The following is a 17,363-nucleotide window of genomic DNA, read 5'->3' as shown; positions in this document are numbered from 1 at the left end:
TAATGGCGATGCCTGATGATGTCACGAAACCTTCTGTTCCCTCGCAGGACCTCGACGTCATCGCCCGTGTTTTCGATGACGCAAGCGTCATCATTCACAGTGTGGATGGTATCATAAGCCATTGGACCCATGGTTCTGAGCGCTTGTATGGTTGGAACCGTGCCGAAGCCGTGGGCAAGGTGGTCCACAAACTCCTCCGCACAAAGTTTCCGCGTGCAATCGACGATATTCGTAAGGAAGTATATGCCGGGCGTACTTGGGAAGGCGACATAGTTCACCATCACAAGAGTGGTCGTCCGATGACGATCGCGACGCGTTGGGTCATTTTCGATGCGGCCTCTGCAACACCGGTGGTCATACAGACGAACACCGATGTGACGGAAACGCGGAAGGTTCAGGAAGACCTCGCTGGACGCGAAGCACACCTCACGTCAATTCTCGCCACCGTTCCGGATTCGATGGTGGTGATCGATGAAACGGGCAACGTCATCTCTTTCAGCTCCGCTGCTGAAAAGTTGTTCGGATATTCGTCGCGGGAGGTGATAGGCCGCAATGTCCGAATGCTGATGCCGTCACCGTATCGCGAGGAGCACGACAGATACCTTGCCGAGTACGTGCGCACGGGCAAGGCAAAAATCATCGGCTTTGGACGCGTCGTGAAGGGTCGTAAGAAGGATGGTGCGATTTTTCCGATAGAATTATCGGTCGGAGAGACCCAGTGGGATGATAGCCGAATATTCACCGGATTTATCCGCGACCTAACGAGCCGACAGCGCATTGAAGACGAGCTGCGGCAGGCACAGAAGATGGAGGCTGTCGGTCAGTTAACGGGAGGTCTCGCCCACGACTTCAACAACCTGCTGACAGTCATAAGCGGAAATCTCGAGATGCTAGAGGGCCTACTCCACGATAGCCGCCAGCTCGAGCTCCTCCACGAAGCCATGGAGGCGACGGATGACGGAGCCAAGCTCACAGGACAGCTTCTCGCGTTTGGAAGGCGCCAACCTCTAAAGCCCGAGAGCATCGACGTCGGCTCCCTGGTGTCAGGCTTCTCCGAACTACTGCGTCGGTCGTTGGGTGAGGCCGTCGAACTTCGGACGACCATTAAGGGCAGCAATCACATCGCGCTCGTAGACAAGACCCTGCTTCAGAATGCGCTGCTTAATCTTGCTTTGAATGCTCGCGACGCCATGCCGGCGGGCGGAAGCTTGACGCTCGACATCTCGCGTGTGTCTCTCGACAGAGACTATGCCCAGATGTATCCAGAGTTGCTTCCGGGCGACTATGTGCTCATCTCGGTGACTGACACGGGTAAGGGGATGTCAGAAGAGGTGAAGGCGCGGGCCTTCGAGCCGTTCTTTACGACCAAGGGTGTCGGAGCGGGTACGGGCCTTGGTCTCAGTATGGTGTATGGTTTCGTCAAGCAGATCGGCGGCCACATTCAGTTATATAGCGAGGAGGGCAAGGGAACGACGATCCGGATCTATCTTCCCTCCGTGGCCGAGGTGGGCAGCGAGAGCCGTCGGGGGGCGATCAAGGCGCTTAGTCGTGGCACCGAACGCATCCTAGTCGTGGAGGATGACGATCGTGTGAGGCGAGTGGTGGTAGCGAGGCTGACCAACGCGGGCTATTGTGTGTTCGAGGCCTCAGACGCGGCAGGGGCGCTGGAAATGTTATCGAGCGGAGAACCGATAGATCTCCTGTTCACGGATATCATAATGCCCGGTGGCATGACCGGCGACGAATTGGCAAGGAGTTCCTTGCTGTTGAGGCCCGGCCTCAAGGTGCTGTACACGTCGGGTTATACCGAACCAAGCATAGCAAACCGTGCAATTCCAACTGTCAATTGGTTGAGAAAGCCATATACAGCTCACGAGCTCGAAATCCGGCTGCGGCAGCTTCTTGATTGAAGCGTCAACATGATATCTCGGAGCAAAGATAAGCATCGCTCGATTGCCCGTGATAAAGTAGGGTGCGAGTGGCACGTTGTGCCGATAGAGGCCCACGAGCCCGGTTGACCGCCGTGGTCCGGGACGTATTCTGCGTTTGGTTCAGACTTTCAGGTTTCTCTATCGTATTTCTCACGAGTGGTGCCGACATGAGCTTGGGCTCCCCCGCAGCAACGCGAATTCTTGTCGTCGACGATGACCCGCGCGTCCGCCAGATGCTGCAGCGCTACTTTGAACAGGAAGGCTATAACGTCACGTGCGTCGCAAATGGCAAGGAAATGAAAATATCGCTTAGCGGAAGGGCTTTCGATATCATATTGCTTGACCTGGTGCTCCCCGACCAGGACGGCATAGATCTGGCACGGGAGATACGAACTACCTCGAACATACCGATAATGATCCTTACAGGGCGGGAGGACGTCGTGGACTGCGTTGTGGGCCTGGAAGTCGGTGCCGACGACTACGTCGTCAAACCATTCCACCTTCGCGAGGTCCATGCGCGACTCAAGTCGATCCTCCGCCGCTACCAGAGCGGTAAAGTGCGGCCGCCTGAGATGGACGACGTAGTCGTCTTCGACGGCTGGAGATTTGATCGAGGAAAACGCAAGCTTGTGAATCCACATAACGAGGAGGTCGAGCTCTCGACTGGCGAGTTCGACATGCTTGATGCGCTGGTTAGAAACGCGGGCCGTGTGTTGACGCGGGATATGTTGATGGATCTCACTCGACACCGTGGACGAGATGTATTCGATAGGTCGATAGATACCCAGATCTCGCGCCTGAGGCGCAAGATGGAGGTCGATCCCACCCATCCGATACTTATAAAGTCGGTGCGCTCGGTGGGCTACGTTTTCACTGCAAAGCCGAACCTGCAATCCCAGGAAGTATCGGGTAGATGAGCCCATGATCCCACCGCCGGAATAGATGGATATCCTCCAGTTGTTCAAGGCTGCCTGGCAGGTTGCTCCAGACGCGCATAAAACGGCAAGCGGCCGCGTATCCCGACAGCCGGGAAAACAACGCTTCGGCCACCGCCTGATGATTGGCAGAGCTCAGGGCGATAAAGATCGGAACGTCCATCAGGAAACCTGCATCCGGGTGCATAAGGAACCTGAACACCGCTAACCCCCTGACGCGACCCGCAAGATCGCTCGCGCCTGTGCAATTCCACTTTCGTGCGCTGTCGAAGAGGGCATCCCAGTCGCTTTCCGCAAAGGTGGGTGCGACGCTACAGACCAACGCATAGGCGGCTTGTCGTTGATTGCTTGCCAATTCGCCGACAACATAATCGCAATGCATGGCCTCTTCCTCGGTTTGACTGCCAGGGGCGCCTTTGTCGCGCTACGAGAGTGCCCTGTCATTGTCATAGATCAATGAAACCTGGGACGCTTCTGTCAATGTCATCCCTCAAGAAAGCGGGTAGTGGAGGTCAGGTATGCAATCTATAGATGCAGTATCGGCCCGATCCGAGGCCAGACTTTCGCTGGTCGATGCCGTAAAGCGGCATTGGCCCGTCGTCCTTTTTGGCTCTGCCCTTGGTTTCCTTTTGATCGGTTTGTTCCTGGCGGTATTGGGGGGATACAACGTTGCAAGCACGTTCTTCATCTCCAGTATTGTACTGGTGCTCGGTGGTCTGGTCGCTGAGATAGCGTGGAAGGTTCGCAAAGGAGATTTCGGGCTTGACCTAATTGCCGGTCTTGCCATGTGCAGCGCGCTTTGGTTCGAAGAGTATCTCGCCGGGGCGATCGTTTCGGTGATGTACGCCGGGGGGCATTTTCTTGAGTTTTATGCGCACCATCGTGCCGAGAGCGGAATGACTGAGCTACTTTCGCGCGTGCCCCGAAGTGCAATGCGCTTGTCGGTCGGCGGCTTTATCGAGGTACCGATCCAGGTTATCGAACCAGGAGACCGACTACTCATTCGGCGGGGCGATGTCGTCCCCGTGGATGGAACCGTGGATGGACGTTCAGCGCTTGTCGATCAGTCTGCGTTGACTGGCGAGCCGCTCCCAGTCCGCCTCGAGCATGGACACTCCATTGCGAGTGGTGCGTCAAACGCAGGAGAAGCCTTCGAGCTCGTCGTCTCAAATACGGCCGGGGACAGCACGTACGCGCACATTCTGCGGCTTGTGCAAAGGGCACGGAACGCCAAGGCGCCGATCTACCGGCTCGCAGACAAAATTGGGATCTGGTTTTTGGTGCTGACACTCGCGATCGCATCGATATCCGTCGCCGCATCGGGAGATCCTGTAAGGCTGCTTGCGGTTCTGGTCGTAGCGACGCCCTGTCCTCTTATTCTGGCGGTCCCGGTTGCGCTCGTGGCGGGCATGTCGAATGCAGCGCGTAAGGGCGTTCTCGTGAAAGGGGCAGGTGTGCTCGAAGCGCTATCGAAATGCGATACTGTCATCTTCGACAAGACAGGAACGCTGACCATCGGCGAACCCACTGTCGCGGCGGTGTCGGGCACGGGCGCTCCCAACGAACTGCTCCGGTTGGCCGCATCCGCAGAACTTGCATCGGCTCATCCCTTAGGTCGAGCAATAGTGCGCGAAGCGCGAGAGCGTTGCCTTCCACTAAGCGGACCAGAGCAGGCGGCCGAAGTGGCTGGAGAGGGAGTGGTGGCAACTGTCGATCGGCGGCGTGTGTTGGTTGGGAGCCCTGCGTTTTTACGGTTGCAAGGTGTGTCTTCAGGGCTGCCTACAGTGGACGCTTCCGCCACTGCGCTAGTGTGTGTCGATGATCAAGTCTTTGGGGCGATCCGCTTTGAGGACAGTCTGAGAGAAGAAGCTGCCGCTGCCGTAGAGGGGCTCCGCGATCTTGGCGTCAAACGCATTTTGCTTGCTAGCGGCGACCGCATGGCCGTCGCCAAGACGATCGCCAGTCGCCTTCGTATCGATGACGTCGAGGCGGACTTAGGCGCTGCAGACAAGGTCAACGTCGTTCAAAAGGAAAAGGCGAGAGGTGGCCAAGTGTTAATGGTCGGTGACGGTGTAAATGACGCGCCTGCGCTCGCTGCCGCGGATGTCGGACTGGCCGTCGTGCGAGGAAACCTCGCCGCTGCGGCGGAAGCCGCCGACGTAGTACTGCTTCGAGGTGGTCTGATCGGCCTCGTGAAGGCTGTCGAAGTCAGCCGCCGATCAATGGAGATTGCCATCCAGAGTGTCGTTGTAGGTATCGGACTTTCCCTGGTAGCAATGGCATTCGCGGGAGCCGGCCTGCTGCCGCCGGTCCAAGGCGCCTTGCTGCAGGAGGCGATAGATATAGCGGTCGTGCTAAATGCCCTTCGTGCCTTGCGCTAGTGCGACAGCAACGTGGGAACGCGCAGGTTCGCTAGCAGGCCGCGAGTCACGCCTCCGAAGAGAGCTTCGCGAAACCTCGAATGGCCGTACGCTCCAGCGATCAAAAGGTCGGCGTGAGCTTCCAGAGCGGCATCCTGGATGACACTCGGCGTTCCGTCGCCATCGCAACGCACCTCATTCAATGCGGCGTTAAGGCCGGCATGTCGCAGCGTTTCGATATAACGGTTGAGAAGATCGTCGTTCCGCAGGTCTGCGTCGCGAACGTGGATAACGGTCGCCCTGGTAGCAGATTGCAACATTGGATAGGCGTTAGCGACGGCTCTTGCGGCAGTGGCACTCCCGTCCCAGCAGATTGCAACGTTGTCAATCCGGCCATAGTAGTCTTCTTGAGGCAATAGGAGCAATGGGCGGCCGCTGTCGAAAAAGAGGTCCTCGATGATCGGTCTCGCCAGCTCCGTATTTTCAAGAATCGTGACATCGTACGCTCGCGCGAATTCTGACAGTCTTACGATCCCCGACATTTCCTCTGCCTCCAGCGAAGCAAGTCGTATGTTGAGCGAGACGCGGGCGGCGCGCTCCTTCAAATGTCGGACGAGTTGAGCTGCCACGTCACGGTCGAAGCGGTCCGCCTGGAACTCGTCGTCATCTGAATGCGTCCGGATCCCTTCATGACCACGGTGGCGCACCGCCGACAAGCTTGCAACGAGATCGGCGTCTTGGTGCAACGCGAATTGGATGGCGTTCTCGATGATAGCGAATGAGCTCGCTTCCGGATGCGTCGTCAACGGTAGGTGAAACTGCAACCTCATCGTACCCTCTTCACGAAAAGTGGTGCACAACTCAGCCGAGCATTCGCCCGGCCAAGAATGTGGGTTAGCGCGATAGGAACAGGGGGACGCGGCTATCTTTCAGCATTGAGCGGGTGACGCCGCCGAACAGGCGCTGCTGTATCCGCGGATGATTGTAAGCGCCCATGACAACCAAGTCGGCTGCGACGTCAGTGGCATGCTGGCGCAAGGTCTCGTCCACGCGGCGCCCGCCGCTGGAAACGCAGTCTACCTCCGCTCTGATGCCGTGGCGGCTGAGGAACAAGGCGATATCTGCTCCCGGCTCTTCACCGTTTTCGTAGCTCCGTGCTACTGGGTCAACAAGCGTGACATGAACGGCATCGCAGCTTTTGAGGAATTCTATCGATTGTCGAGCGGCCCTAGCCGCCTCGTCGCTGGAGTCCCAGGCAAGCAGGATGGACTTCGGAAAGGATGTCACTGCCTGCATGCGAGGATTTAGAAGGATCGGCGTTGGGGATTCAAAAAGCGCTCCGTCTACGATCCGACGTTGAAGATCGTCATTTCCAGCGGCTTGTGCGCCGACCAGCACAAGGTCGGCGTAGAGCGCGTGCTTGGCGATGTCCTCTTCCGCCCATGCAAACTCAGTGTAGATTTCCTGAACGTCAAAGGAGAGCTCCGTTCTGTCCAGCACCTCCTTGACCGCCTTGGTCTCTTCTCTGAGCCGATCGATTTCCCTTCGCTGTTCATCGAGCCAGGCTGTGGATATCGCCTCGTAAGTGGCGATGGCAGGGACACCGCCCATACAGATGACGAGCGCGGTCATATGTGCACCCTGGGTTTCGCAGAACTCGATGCCTGACTTGATATCTTGGTCCCAGCGATCGACGCTCAGGACGCACATTACGGTTTTGATGCTCATGTCACGATCTCCCTTTTGGATAAGGGAAGCGTAACGTGATCCAAAAGCATGTCTTTGACATCCATCAAACTCGTACTTACCGCGGTATTCTATTTCCCTAGGGCGACACATTATTTGGCCTAGTTGCGATCGAGCCCCCTATGTACGGAAAAGGCGCTCTCCTATAACACCAATTTTTGGCCTCGACGGGTGCACAGGGGGTCTTCAAGCGCGCTTGTCCTTCCTTGGTCTGACCTGAGGCACTACTTGCCGCCAATCCTTGATAGGTCGATCCGCATCCCGGCCGAGTCAATTGCCGCTTGGTTGGCCGCATCGCTCGCGATTTCCGGTTGCGCTTCCGATTGCAGAGGTTTCTCGTCACGCCAATCGACTGATTGGTTTTGCTCGGCTGCCTCACCTGGGTCCGCCTCCCGAAATACATCCTGGCCATCGAACTCACCGGTTTTCCAGGCATAGACGGCGTCCTCGAATATTTGTGGGAAAGCGTCCTGGCCTTTCGGATTGCCATACCATTTTGCGACAATGCGCACGACCTTGCCAAACAACTTTGTGCCCAAACGCAGGTTCTTGCAGGGATCGACAAGATCCTCGTTCAGATCCGAAGGGTCGTTTACGCTGACGCCGGCTGGAAGCTGTGTCAGCCCAACACGAACTACGGCCCGCCCGACATTTTCCCGAATGAGTTTCATCGCCTCTGTGGGTGTTTTCGCAACCGGAATGAGGACCAGTCGCCCTCCCGATCGCACGGTGATTGCCAGCGGGTTCGGTGAGCCGACTGCGGAGACGAACTGTTCCACGACAGCAGGCTTCAGTGACGGGTCGGCACATTCTTTGATAAATGCAACATCAAGCATAACGTCTGTCCACTCACGTGTTGAAGGAAACAACGAGGTATGTGCCAAAGAGGCGCGCCCACGCTTGGGCACTCGCGCGCTGGACGTCGCCGATTGAAGTTCCGACGGTCCACCAGCTGTTTGCGACCGCGACAATGACGTGCGGCTCGTAGAGCATCGATTGGAGCACGGGCCAAATGATGAGCTGTTCGTAGCAGATCAACGGTGCAGCCCTTGCTGCACCGATGTCGATGACGGGGTTGGCAAAGAAATGCGCGCGGGCTCCACCGCTGCCGTGGAACCATGCCAACCACGGTTGCCACATCGATCCGGGAACGGGCATCCGTTCGCGATAAGCGATGCGGGCTCCCTTCCGATCGACGTCAACAAGAACGTTGTCGTAGCCGAAGCCATTCACAATCGCTGCGCCGGCGATCATGGTCAGATCCGAGCCTTTGAGCTGCCGCGTCCAGAACCGTTCAACGGTTGGGGTCCAGAGACCGAGCGCACTCTCTGGTAGGACCACGACAGCCGCACCTTCGATCTCGCCTTTAAGCCTTGTAGCCAGTTGTTGCTGTCGTATCAGACTGGCGTCTCGCCCCAGGCTGGCGCCTAGAGTCAAATCTGCACCTTTCCAGTGCGGCGGGACAGGAGGCGAGGTCCAGTGAGTTGCAGACCAGATCCAGAAACCTGAAAGGACGATAGCGACGACTGGAGATGCCAGCGTCGTCATGAACGCGAGTGCTGCGAGGGTCGCGGCAAGTCCCATCCATCCCCAACCCGGAAAAAGGACGCCGGCAGACGTGATGGGATGAGCCCATCCCAGGATGCCAAATGGCGGAGTTGCCATCAAGATACAGACGACGAGGTAGCGCCAGCCCTTTCGCAGTCCGCGTTGCCTCTCCCATAAAACGGTATGGACGACAACGAACGAACTAGAGGCAAGAAGGCATAGTTGCAGGCCAGGCCACAGGTCCGACCCGTAGTAGGTGACAACGCCTTGTGGCAAGCCACGCGATGCGGCAAGAAAATAAACGGCCGAAACGACCGCGGCGGCGCTCCTATGTGACGTCATCGACCACAGGAACGGAAACAACATTGAAGCGGGAAGCAGGAGCACATGACCGCTCCACGCAAGACACCCGGTCGCCAAGGCTGCGACAGCAAGCACTCCATCACAAGCGTATTCACGGCGCATAGGTAAGGACTTCCTCAGCAAGACCGAGAATGCCGGGGGCCGGCACCGGACCGAAATAGCGAGAATCGTAGGAACCCGCGAAGCTCGAATGCACAAAGACCTCGCCCGCCGAGATCATTCCTCCGGTATATGCAGTCAGCGTTCGACCCTTCCCGTCCCGCCGCAATAGCGTAGAATGGGCCAGTGTCACTCCGTCGATCGCGACCACACGGTCGACGTCAACCCGATGTCCTGCGGTTGCAACGATTGTTTTAATGAGCGGGGCATAGCCGCTCGGGCAAAGACCTCCACGCAGGTATCCGCGTTCCCGGGCAAGGTGCATTGCCTTGCTCTGCGGAGGGCAGACAAACACACGATCTCCTACCGCCACGGGGCGCTTGAGCGGCTGGACATACCATAGACCTAGCGGTTCGCTCGGCGTCAGATTGACCCTGAAGCCGACGAGACCACCCGCTAGCAGGCCCACCGGAACCGTCAAGATAATAACGGTCGGTAGAAGGAGGAGAGGCCGACGAAGCGGGGCCCAGATAGCTGAGCTGGCGCGCACGGAAATCATTTGAGGGAAAGTCCGTTACTCTTTGTCTGCCTAAGCGCTTCCACCTCTTTGATCGCAGTCACGGTCCGTTCGTGAGCGGAGAGTTGCTGAACCGCTCGCATGCACTCCCAGGCGCTCCTGATCTCGGACTTCTGTGAGGGTGTCATGCCCGACGTGACCAACCGATACGTCGCGCCGTCCGGGCTCTTTGATGCGATTCCGAGAAAAGTGCGCTCGCCGAAACGCACGCAAACGGCGTTTGCAAAACTGTCCAGCTCCGCCTTTACTTGTTTGTCGACAAGGGCAAACTCCAGACCCGACTGGAGGTCGTTCCGATCGAACGCATCGCGAGCTCGCTCAAGAACCAGTTTCGCGTCAGGTGACAGGGCGGGGATGTCGATTGACGCTCTGGCGCGAACGCTGAGCTCTTCGACTCTATGCCTGTGCTCTGCGTTCCCGCGAGCTGTCATGTAGTGCTCGAGGTTCCGCGCAAGTGCTGGAGCATTAAGGAGGGCTGTAGAGCGATCCTGCCTGTCGCCCTTGCTGGCAAGGAGACCAGTCTTGCCCTTCAGCGTACCGAAGCTCTCCGGCTCATTGGCTATTTTAAAAAGCGTTGTCGTCGCCGAAGCCTTGTCGGCAAAGAATCTATCGACATCAACGGCCCTAAATGCCGTCTGAGGCTTGTTATAGACGAGGGCGAAGCGGGTCGCGACATCGTCCCACCGCTTCTTTAGACTGGGGTCGGCAGCGAGCTTTTCCTCCACCGCCTGATCGATCGAATTCGGGAACGTCGTGATACCAGAGACCATGGGCTTTAGCTCCTTGGCAACATTGTGTGGCGATGGTTGTGCATTTGATGAAAGAAGGCCGATTCTGACGCTGATCGCCGCCAGCCGCGCACCGAAGTCAGCCACCCTCGCGCGCTGCCTTACGGTCCATTCGAGCTGGTCGCGGAGCAAGGTGCGGGCGACGTTGACGAGATGCAGACCACGGGCCTCGGCGAAGCGGAGCGCCTGCCGGTAGAAGGGGCCGCCGGCGTAGTCGAGGGTCGTCTCCTTCGCGTTTTGGCGCGAAAGGAGCGTAACCATGCCTCCAGCTTTGGCAAAGGAACGGCGGCCGTAGTAGACCTCGAGATCCTCGCGATGACGGGTCATCGCGACATATGTGAGGTGCCTGTCGAGCGACAGTGAAGCGAGTACTTTGACGCGATCGACGGTCGCACCCTGGCTCTTGTGGATCGTCGTCGCGTAACCGTGATCCACATTGTCGTAGAAGCGTTGCTCGATTGTAATCTGACGGCGATCGTTACCCTCGCCGACCGCCACGATCATCCGCCCTGTAGTAGCCTCGACGACCTTGGCAAGCATGCCATTCTTGACGCCGAGCGAGCTCTCGTTCCTGAGGAAAATGATCTGTTCGCCGGCGGCGAACATGCGCTTGCCGTCATCGGTCCTGAAGGCTGCTCCCCCGTCGATAATCCCTCGCTCAAACAACTTTGAGCGAGAAAGCTCGTTCAGCATCCGAACGTCGCGACGCAGATGGGTCAGGATAAGAGAAGACTTCGCCGGATCGTAGTCACGGCTCCAATCTGCGATCAGTCTGTCGGCAGCCTCCGCTTTCAACTCCGAGCTTATCATTCTGCCCTTTGCCCGGTAGGCAGCGAGCGCGTCCGCGACTTTGCCACGTGCGAGGTCAAGCGATGCGTCCCGCATCCATTGCTCTTTCTGACGGTAAATTGTTTCGAGTTCGGCATAGCCAATACGATCGGTAATGGCGCGAAAGGCAGCCCCCGCCTCGATCGGTTGCAGTTGTTCGGGATCTCCGACCAGGACCAGCTTCGAACCACACTTCGTCACCGCTTCGGTAAGAAGAGCCATCTGCCTTGACGAAACCATTCCGGCTTCATCAAGAACAAAAACAGTCTTCTCGTCGAGCTGGTTGCGACCTTTTCTCCAGCGTAGTTCCCACGATGACAGCGTGCGGGAGAGGATACCCGCTTCCTTTTCCAGACCCTCAGCGGCCTTGCCGGCAAGCGCTCCACCGACAACGCGGTAGCCCGCCTTTTCCCAGGCTTCGTGTGCCGCCTTCATCATCGTCGTCTTACCGGCGCCGGCACGGCCAATGACAGCCGCGATCCTCTTTGATCCAGCAACGTGCTCAATTGCCGTCTTTTGCTCTTCCGACAAGCGCAAATGGCTTCTGAAAGTCGCCGCGAGAATACGGGTGTGGACACCATGCGATGACCGTCGTGATAACCAGATTGCCCGACTGGCCATCTCCGCCTCCAGCCGGATCAATTCCCGCGTTGTGTATTTGGCCGGCGACCTGAGCCCTGTCGCAAACTCGATCCGTTCGCGGTCGAGCCGCACAGTTTGCGGGCGTTGAAGGATCCGCGCCATCAGGCTTTGGAACAGGCAGTCGTCATCGATATAGCGATGCAAGATCCTGGCGATATCACGCTCGTCGAAGACGCTCTTCTCGCGCGCAATCTGATCGAGAACGATATCTGGATTGTTCTGGATACGTCTGGCATTATCGGCACGAAGCACTTCCTGCAGCTTGAGCCTTTCAAGCGCTACCTCGTGGTCTGATCCGGCCGCTTTCCGCTCGATTGCCTTTGTGCCGACACCAAGATGAATAGTCGGTGTCAGCTCGATGCCCTGTTTCTCATAAGAGCGGCCGTCGACGTGAATGGCGAACCCTGCAAGTGCAAGCTGCCGGTTTTGACAGGCAAACCATCCATCCCGTAGGGCATTAAATTGATCGACGTCACCTGCCCAAAGCTCGTAGACGATTTTACCAGCGTCGTTGCGCAGCGGGTTACCGTCCGGACCAGTCAAGGCGACCTTTTTAGCCCCGAAGCCATTCTCCGCAAGCGGACGCAGCGTCGTCATCAAATGAATATGCGGATTGCCCGGAGCATCGTGATAAACCCAGTCAGCCACCATGCCGTTGACGGTGATATGCCGTTCGACAAAGTCCCGAACCAAGGCAATGTTCTGCTCGGCCGACAGCTCGATCGGCAGGGCCAGGGTCATGTCCTTGGCGAGCTGAGCATCGGCCCGCTTCTCGAAGGTTTCGACCGCATTCCAGAATGCTTCGGAGGCAGAAGAAGCCGATTGGTTCGCGGTCATCACCCGAAGCCATTCCGGCGCATCCTCAGGAATAAGGAATTCCTCATGAAGAAGTCCCTGCTTACGCGTATAGTCGGCCGTCCGGGCCTCGCGCTCGAATTCCATCCTGGCGCAATGCCTGTAGGCCGCCGACATGACAGCGCTGCGGCCGGCGCCGCGCGCGAGGATGGTGACGGAGAAATGGGGGACGGCCACGGCGGCAATGCGCTCCTGAAGTTGAACAGATCCGATGTGCGCGTCAGGAGCGGCGGCCCCGCCAGGAGGTTAGCAACACGTCGCGGCAGCGACGTATAATTGCGCCCTTGGATGCCGTCCTGTCGAACGGCCGGGATGATGCTTAAAAGCGTTGGCTGCGCCAACTCGCATTTTTGCTAGTAGATCGACACCACGATCTGTTGGAATCTGACCACGCTCAAACTCGAAAACCAGACAAGGACGAGAAGTGATGAAGAAGCCATCTTCGAAGATCCGCGACGAGATTGCCAGACTCCAGGACCAGCTACGTCATGCCGAAGCGAGAGAGGCCGAGCGCATTGGGCGGATTGCGCTCAAAGCTGGCCTTGGTGACATGGAGATCAACGAGGCAGAGCTTCAAGCGGCCTTCGAGACTGTGGCGAAACGCTTTCGCGGTGGAAAAGGGGAGGGCGCGGGGGACAAGAAGGCACCAAGTCCCCAGACGGGGGACCCTGGTGCGGTTGCGGGCGGCGTTGTCGAGGGTTGAGCGGATGGCGAGATCAGCAATATCGGAAGCGCGGAAGAAGGACACCCGCGAGAAAATCGAACTCGGTGGCCTCATGGTGAAGGCTGGCCTTCGATATGAGAAACGGGCGCTCCTTCTGGGCGCATTGGTTGACATAAGACAACGCATTACCGGCGACGATACCGAACGTGCGCGGCTTACGTCCATCGGAGCTCAGGCCTTCAGTGATGACCTTGAGTAGGCTTCCCCTCTTCCTGGCACCGACCGCCTTTATGATTGCGTTGGTGAATGGATTGTCGGGCGTAGAACACTGGCTTTCGTCATCGGACAAGGCAAGGGTGATCCTCGGTCACGTGGGCATCGCCGCGCCCTACGTGCTGGCCGCCATCAGCGGAATCCTTTTCCTGTTTGCCAATGCCGGTTCGGCAAACATCAAGGTGGCAGGGCGCGGCACAATGGTTGGCGGGATGACGATAATCGGGATAGCGTTCTCCCGTGAAGCACATAGACTTTCTGCCCTGTCCACTTATGTGCCCGCGGGCAAGACAGCCCTATCCTATGTTGATCCATCGACAATTGCCGAGGCGGCAGCAGTGCTTGTTGCGACTGGCTTTGCCCTTCGGGTCGCGCTGATGGGCAATGCCGCGCTTGCCCGATCTGAACCAAAGCGGGTCAGGGGTAAGCGCGCGTTGCACGGCGCGGCCGACTGGATGAGCCTGACCGAGGCTGAGGCGCTTTTCCCAGCAACTGGCGGGATTGTTATCGGCGAGCGCTACGGGTTGATCGTGATAACTGTGCGATGAAATCCTTTCGCGCTGATGATCGGACGACGTGAGGTGCTGGCGGCAAGTCTCCGCTCCTATGCTTCAACTGCGACTTTGGTTCCTCGCACGGAATTGTCTTTCCCGGTTCCGGAGGTTTCAGCCGACCTCTGTGTCGATCCCGACAGCACTAAAGTGGGGCGGATCGCTGGTTGTGCTCGATGCGTCCACGAAATTGCACCGATGGTCATTGAGCATCGAAAAAGCGCCGGGCGCGACGCGTGGATGCTCGATCCGAAACGGTCGGAGATCGGGGTCAATGTCCTCGACTGATTGGCAAGCACGGCACAACGAAGGAGGAGGACAGTGCATCCGTGGCATCCTGGATCATGAGCGACAGCGGCAGGGCAGACGGCTTGCGTGACGACTTCTTCCGCGCCTCGGGGCTCCAGCTTCTAACGGTGATGATCGATGATGTTTGCCTGTCTGGCCACACTACGGAGGAGAACCAGACGCTTCGACAGGTTCGCGCCAATCTGTCAGAGCCTGAAAAGGTGCTGCGTAAGCGGCTACAAGAAATCTACGAAAATTCCGGGTCGGACTTTGTGAAGAAGAATGTCGCGGCGTTCGTGAACATGACGCCGGAAACATTTAGTGGCGTCTATGCAAATGCCATCAAGGAAACGCACTGGCTGTCCTATCCTAACTATGCGGCGCTGGTGTCTGGTTCGACCTTCAAGACCGATGTCGTCGCGACCGGGCAAACGGACATCTTCATCAACATCGACCTGAAGACGCTGGAAATCCATTCCGGCCTCGCACGGGTTATTATCGGCTCATTCCTCAATGCGATCTATAATCGAGATGGGGCAGTTGAGGGACGGTCGCTCTTCCTCCTCGATGAAGCGGCACGGCTTGGTTACATGCGTATTCTTGAAACGGCGCGCGACGCCGGCCGAAAATACGGCATCACGCTGACAATGATTTACCAGTCCATTGGGCAGCTGCGCGAAACCTATGGCGGGCGCGACGCGTCCAGCAAATGGTTCGAGAGTGCAAGCTGGATTTCTTTTGCGGCAATCAATGATCCGGAGACAGCCGATTATATCTCAGGGCGGTGCGGTACGACGACGGTCGAGATCGACCAGGTCAGCCGCAGTTTCCAGTCACGTGGATCGTCGCGGACGCGGTCCAAGCAACTTGCCTCGAGACCGCTGATACAGCCTTACGAGGTTCTACGCATGCGCGCGGATGAGCAGATTGTGTTCACCGCGGGCAACGCGCCGCTCAGATGCGGACGTGCGCTCTGGTTTCGTCGCGCCGACATGACATCGTGCGTTGTCAACAATCGGTTTCATGCACCTCGCAACCCGCAAGGCACGATCGACGATTAACTGGCCATTAGAGCGACTTCGAGAGCGGTGCGGCGGCAGGGGACAATCTCCAAAGCACTCGGTTGAAGTGGCCTACCCGAAAGCGTTCAGCACTAATGAACGCGGTTGGGAACCTCAAACCGAACTTCGTGCCGCTTGCGACCGTCGTTGTTTACCGGCTGCGGCTCGCCATGGTTATCTCGTCATCCTGACTTCACGGAAATGAATCGGTCGGCCACGATCGATTCATATCTCTCGTTGGACGTAAACCACTGGTCGGGCGATCATGCTTGCATGCTCACACAGCCCTACCAGCTTTACATCGAACGCACGGACCCGGCGAAAAACATGGCGCGCTTCTACGTGATGAACATCGAAGCCAATCTGTTCGGCGAGGTTTGCCTCACACGGCGCTGGGGGCGGATCGGCGCGCGCGGCCAGACAATGGTCCAGTACTTCGCCAAGGAGTGCGATGCAGTGGAACGCTTCTTAAAAATCCTCAGGCAAAAGCGCACCCGCGGATACCGGACGGTCCGCCCCCAATAATGGCTTTCGAGGCAACTCGCTCAACCTTTCGACAGCTGCCCGCGGTCTTCCTCATCGACCGTATCGACGTTCCACTCGTGAAAGAGTCAAGGACGGCAATTTGCGGTTCCATTTCACAACAGGAAAAGCCGGAGGGCCTAATGCCGTTCCGGATTTTCTGTATTGATTGGGAAGGGGCGTCTTTACAGACCAGAGGGTGGATTTATTAGTCTCGGTTCTGACGGGACCAGATCAACTGGAAGCCTTCGGTGCCTTCCACCTCGGCAAGAGTTGCGTAAATCGGTGCCGGGAAGCTTGGATCGTCGAGCTTGACGGAGAGGTAGTCGCGATCGCTCTCCGGAAAGCGCTTTTGCCATGCCGCTCCGAATTCCACGGCCCCCGTTGTAAATACGGAATTGGGGGCCTTTGTCAGAGCCGTTTTCGACCCGTGCAATGCGGGCCTTAACGTTGAGGGCGAGAGTACGGATCGTTCCGGTGAACCCGTTTTCGGATGAGGTGAATGTGCCGATGGTAGCCATTTAATTATTCCTTTCCGTTGTTGGCCGCGCTCATCGCGGCCTAGATGGCGATCGCAACATCGGAGACGATGGGACCGCAGCTGATAAGGCAGGAATGTAATGGCAGGCGGCAAGTCGCAGAAGTGCTAGGGTGGAGGCGCTGGGCCCAAGAAATTTGGAGCTTTCAATTCACAAGGGAGATCGGGGCCAAACCGCTTTCCCGATCGGACCTGGTTCATCGTGGCAGCGATAGGCTGATCCGCTTCGTTTCATGTAAGGAAATGGCACATGGCTGGTTTTGCGTTCCTTGTTTTGTGTTTATGCTGGTCCTATTGATTGACATCAAGTAAAGGCGAAACGAATGCTTATGCGCCTGACAGAGGAGAACACAGATGGCTGATGAGACGACGAATGAAAATGCTGGTAACGATGTTGCGACCGCGGCTCAGGTCGCAGCGCCGGCCGTAAAGAAGACACGTGCGCCCCGGCGGCCGAGAGTTGCAGCCGAAACAATCACCCCTGAGGTATCGGCCATGCCTTCGGAGAAGCCCGCAAAGAAGACGCGCGCGAAGCGCGGTTCAAAGCTCGCTGCAGCCAAGGATGAGAAGGCAGTCGCTGAACCGAAGAAGACGGTTGGTCGCGCTCCCCGATCAAAGGGAGTTTCGCCGAAGGCCGTTGCTCGTGTTGGGTCCATTGACGATTTGCCTGATCTCATCAAGCTTGAAGAAGAGAACAAGCAGCTGCGCAAACAGCTTTCCGAAAAGCTGCGCGCGGAAAATGCAGATCTGCGCAAGCGTCTCGGCCAGGGCTAACCCTGGAGTAAAGAGGCGCA

Annotated in this window: 14 protein-coding genes and 2 pseudogenes; 8 read left to right on the top strand and 8 right to left on the bottom strand. The window is 57.7% G+C overall.

Annotation, left to right across the window (positions count from 1 at the left end):
• Positions 1-8: 8 nt before the first annotated feature.
• Together JNB88_RS13905 and JNB88_RS13900 are read left to right on the top strand one after the other, a co-directional pair.
• Complete coding sequence (locus JNB88_RS13905) at positions 9-1,910, top strand: hybrid sensor histidine kinase/response regulator (RefSeq protein WP_220355954.1); 1,902 nt, start codon at positions 9-11, stop codon at positions 1,908-1,910.
• Positions 1,911-2,098: 188 nt separating this feature from the next.
• On the top strand, positions 2,099-2,848 hold the full coding sequence (locus JNB88_RS13900; RefSeq protein WP_220356085.1) for a response regulator: 750 nt from the start codon (positions 2,099-2,101) through the stop codon (positions 2,846-2,848).
• Here JNB88_RS13900 and JNB88_RS13895 read toward each other — a convergent pair.
• On the bottom strand, positions 2,802-3,248 hold the full coding sequence (locus tag JNB88_RS13895) for a hypothetical protein (RefSeq protein WP_220355953.1): 447 nt from the start codon (positions 3,246-3,248) through the stop codon (positions 2,802-2,804). The genes JNB88_RS13900 and JNB88_RS13895 overlap by 47 nt on opposite strands.
• A 136-nt stretch (positions 3,249-3,384) precedes the next feature.
• Here JNB88_RS13895 and JNB88_RS13890 point away from each other — a divergent pair, with 136 nt between their 5' ends.
• Positions 3,385-5,247 (top strand): heavy metal translocating P-type ATPase, encoded by a 1,863-nt coding sequence (locus tag JNB88_RS13890; RefSeq protein ID WP_220355952.1) that lies wholly within the window; start codon positions 3,385-3,387, stop codon positions 5,245-5,247.
• Here JNB88_RS13890 and JNB88_RS13885 read toward each other — a convergent pair.
• The 6 genes from JNB88_RS13885 to traA all read right to left on the bottom strand — a co-directional run bounded on the left by JNB88_RS13885 (position 5,244) and on the right by traA (position 12,849).
• Positions 5,244-6,056 carry a universal stress protein gene (locus tag JNB88_RS13885; protein ID WP_220355951.1) on the bottom strand — a complete coding sequence of 271 codons (813 nt, stop codon included), beginning with the start codon at positions 6,054-6,056 and terminating at the stop codon, positions 5,244-5,246. The two genes, JNB88_RS13890 and JNB88_RS13885, sit on opposite strands and share 4 nt — an antisense overlap.
• A gap of 64 nt (positions 6,057-6,120) precedes the next feature.
• Positions 6,121-6,954 carry a universal stress protein gene (locus tag JNB88_RS13880; RefSeq protein WP_220355950.1) on the bottom strand — a complete coding sequence of 278 codons (834 nt, stop codon included), beginning with the start codon at positions 6,952-6,954 and terminating at the stop codon, positions 6,121-6,123.
• Positions 6,955-7,196: 242 nt separating this feature from the next.
• A complete protein-coding gene (locus tag JNB88_RS13875) occupies positions 7,197-7,808 on the bottom strand; it encodes a TraH family protein (protein WP_220355949.1) in 612 nt (203 codons plus the stop codon).
• A gap of 13 nt (positions 7,809-7,821) precedes the next feature.
• Positions 7,822-8,985, bottom strand: coding sequence for a conjugal transfer protein TraB (locus tag JNB88_RS13870; protein ID WP_220355948.1), 1,164 nt, complete (start codon positions 8,983-8,985; stop codon positions 7,822-7,824).
• Positions 8,975-9,541, bottom strand: coding sequence for a conjugative transfer signal peptidase TraF (gene traF / locus JNB88_RS13865; RefSeq protein WP_220355947.1), 567 nt, complete (start codon positions 9,539-9,541; stop codon positions 8,975-8,977). Before traF ends, JNB88_RS13870 begins: the two co-directional genes overlap by 11 nt.
• On the bottom strand, positions 9,538-12,849 hold the full coding sequence (gene traA / locus JNB88_RS13860) for a Ti-type conjugative transfer relaxase TraA (RefSeq protein ID WP_220355946.1): 3,312 nt from the start codon (positions 12,847-12,849) through the stop codon (positions 9,538-9,540). Before traA ends, traF begins: the two co-directional genes overlap by 4 nt.
• Before the next feature lie 250 nt (positions 12,850-13,099).
• Between traA and traC the strand changes: the two genes are divergently transcribed.
• The 4 genes and pseudogenes from traC (at position 13,100) to JNB88_RS13840 (ending at position 16,034) form a co-directional block, all read left to right on the top strand.
• Positions 13,100-13,375 carry a conjugal transfer protein TraC gene (traC, locus tag JNB88_RS13855; RefSeq protein WP_220355945.1) on the top strand — a complete coding sequence of 92 codons (276 nt, stop codon included), beginning with the start codon at positions 13,100-13,102 and terminating at the stop codon, positions 13,373-13,375.
• A gap of 4 nt (positions 13,376-13,379) precedes the next feature.
• Positions 13,380-13,595 carry a type IV conjugative transfer system coupling protein TraD gene (gene traD / locus JNB88_RS13850; RefSeq protein WP_220355944.1) on the top strand — a complete coding sequence of 72 codons (216 nt, stop codon included), beginning with the start codon at positions 13,380-13,382 and terminating at the stop codon, positions 13,593-13,595.
• A pseudogene (traG, locus tag JNB88_RS13845) lies at positions 13,582-15,509 on the top strand (Ti-type conjugative transfer system protein TraG). Before traD ends, traG begins: the two are co-directional and overlap by 14 nt.
• A gap of 273 nt (positions 15,510-15,782) precedes the next feature.
• Positions 15,783-16,034 carry a WGR domain-containing protein gene (locus tag JNB88_RS13840; protein ID WP_338110993.1) on the top strand — a complete coding sequence of 84 codons (252 nt, stop codon included), beginning with the start codon at positions 15,783-15,785 and terminating at the stop codon, positions 16,032-16,034.
• A gap of 205 nt (positions 16,035-16,239) precedes the next feature.
• Here the strand turns inward: JNB88_RS13840 and JNB88_RS13835 are convergent.
• A pseudogene (locus tag JNB88_RS13835) lies at positions 16,240-16,552 on the bottom strand (DUF736 domain-containing protein).
• Between the two features lie 371 nt (positions 16,553-16,923).
• Here JNB88_RS13835 and JNB88_RS13830 point away from each other — a divergent pair.
• Positions 16,924-17,343: a hypothetical protein gene (locus tag JNB88_RS13830; protein ID WP_037136235.1), complete on the top strand. Its 420-nt coding sequence runs from the start codon at positions 16,924-16,926 to the stop codon at positions 17,341-17,343.
• The last annotated feature ends 20 nt before the right edge of the window (positions 17,344-17,363 follow it).

The organism is Rhizobium cauense (assembly GCF_019511525.1).
Taxonomy (GTDB): Bacteria; Pseudomonadota; Alphaproteobacteria; order Rhizobiales; family Rhizobiaceae; genus Rhizobium; species Rhizobium cauense.
This window is presented reverse-complemented; position numbering and strand designations above follow the sequence as displayed.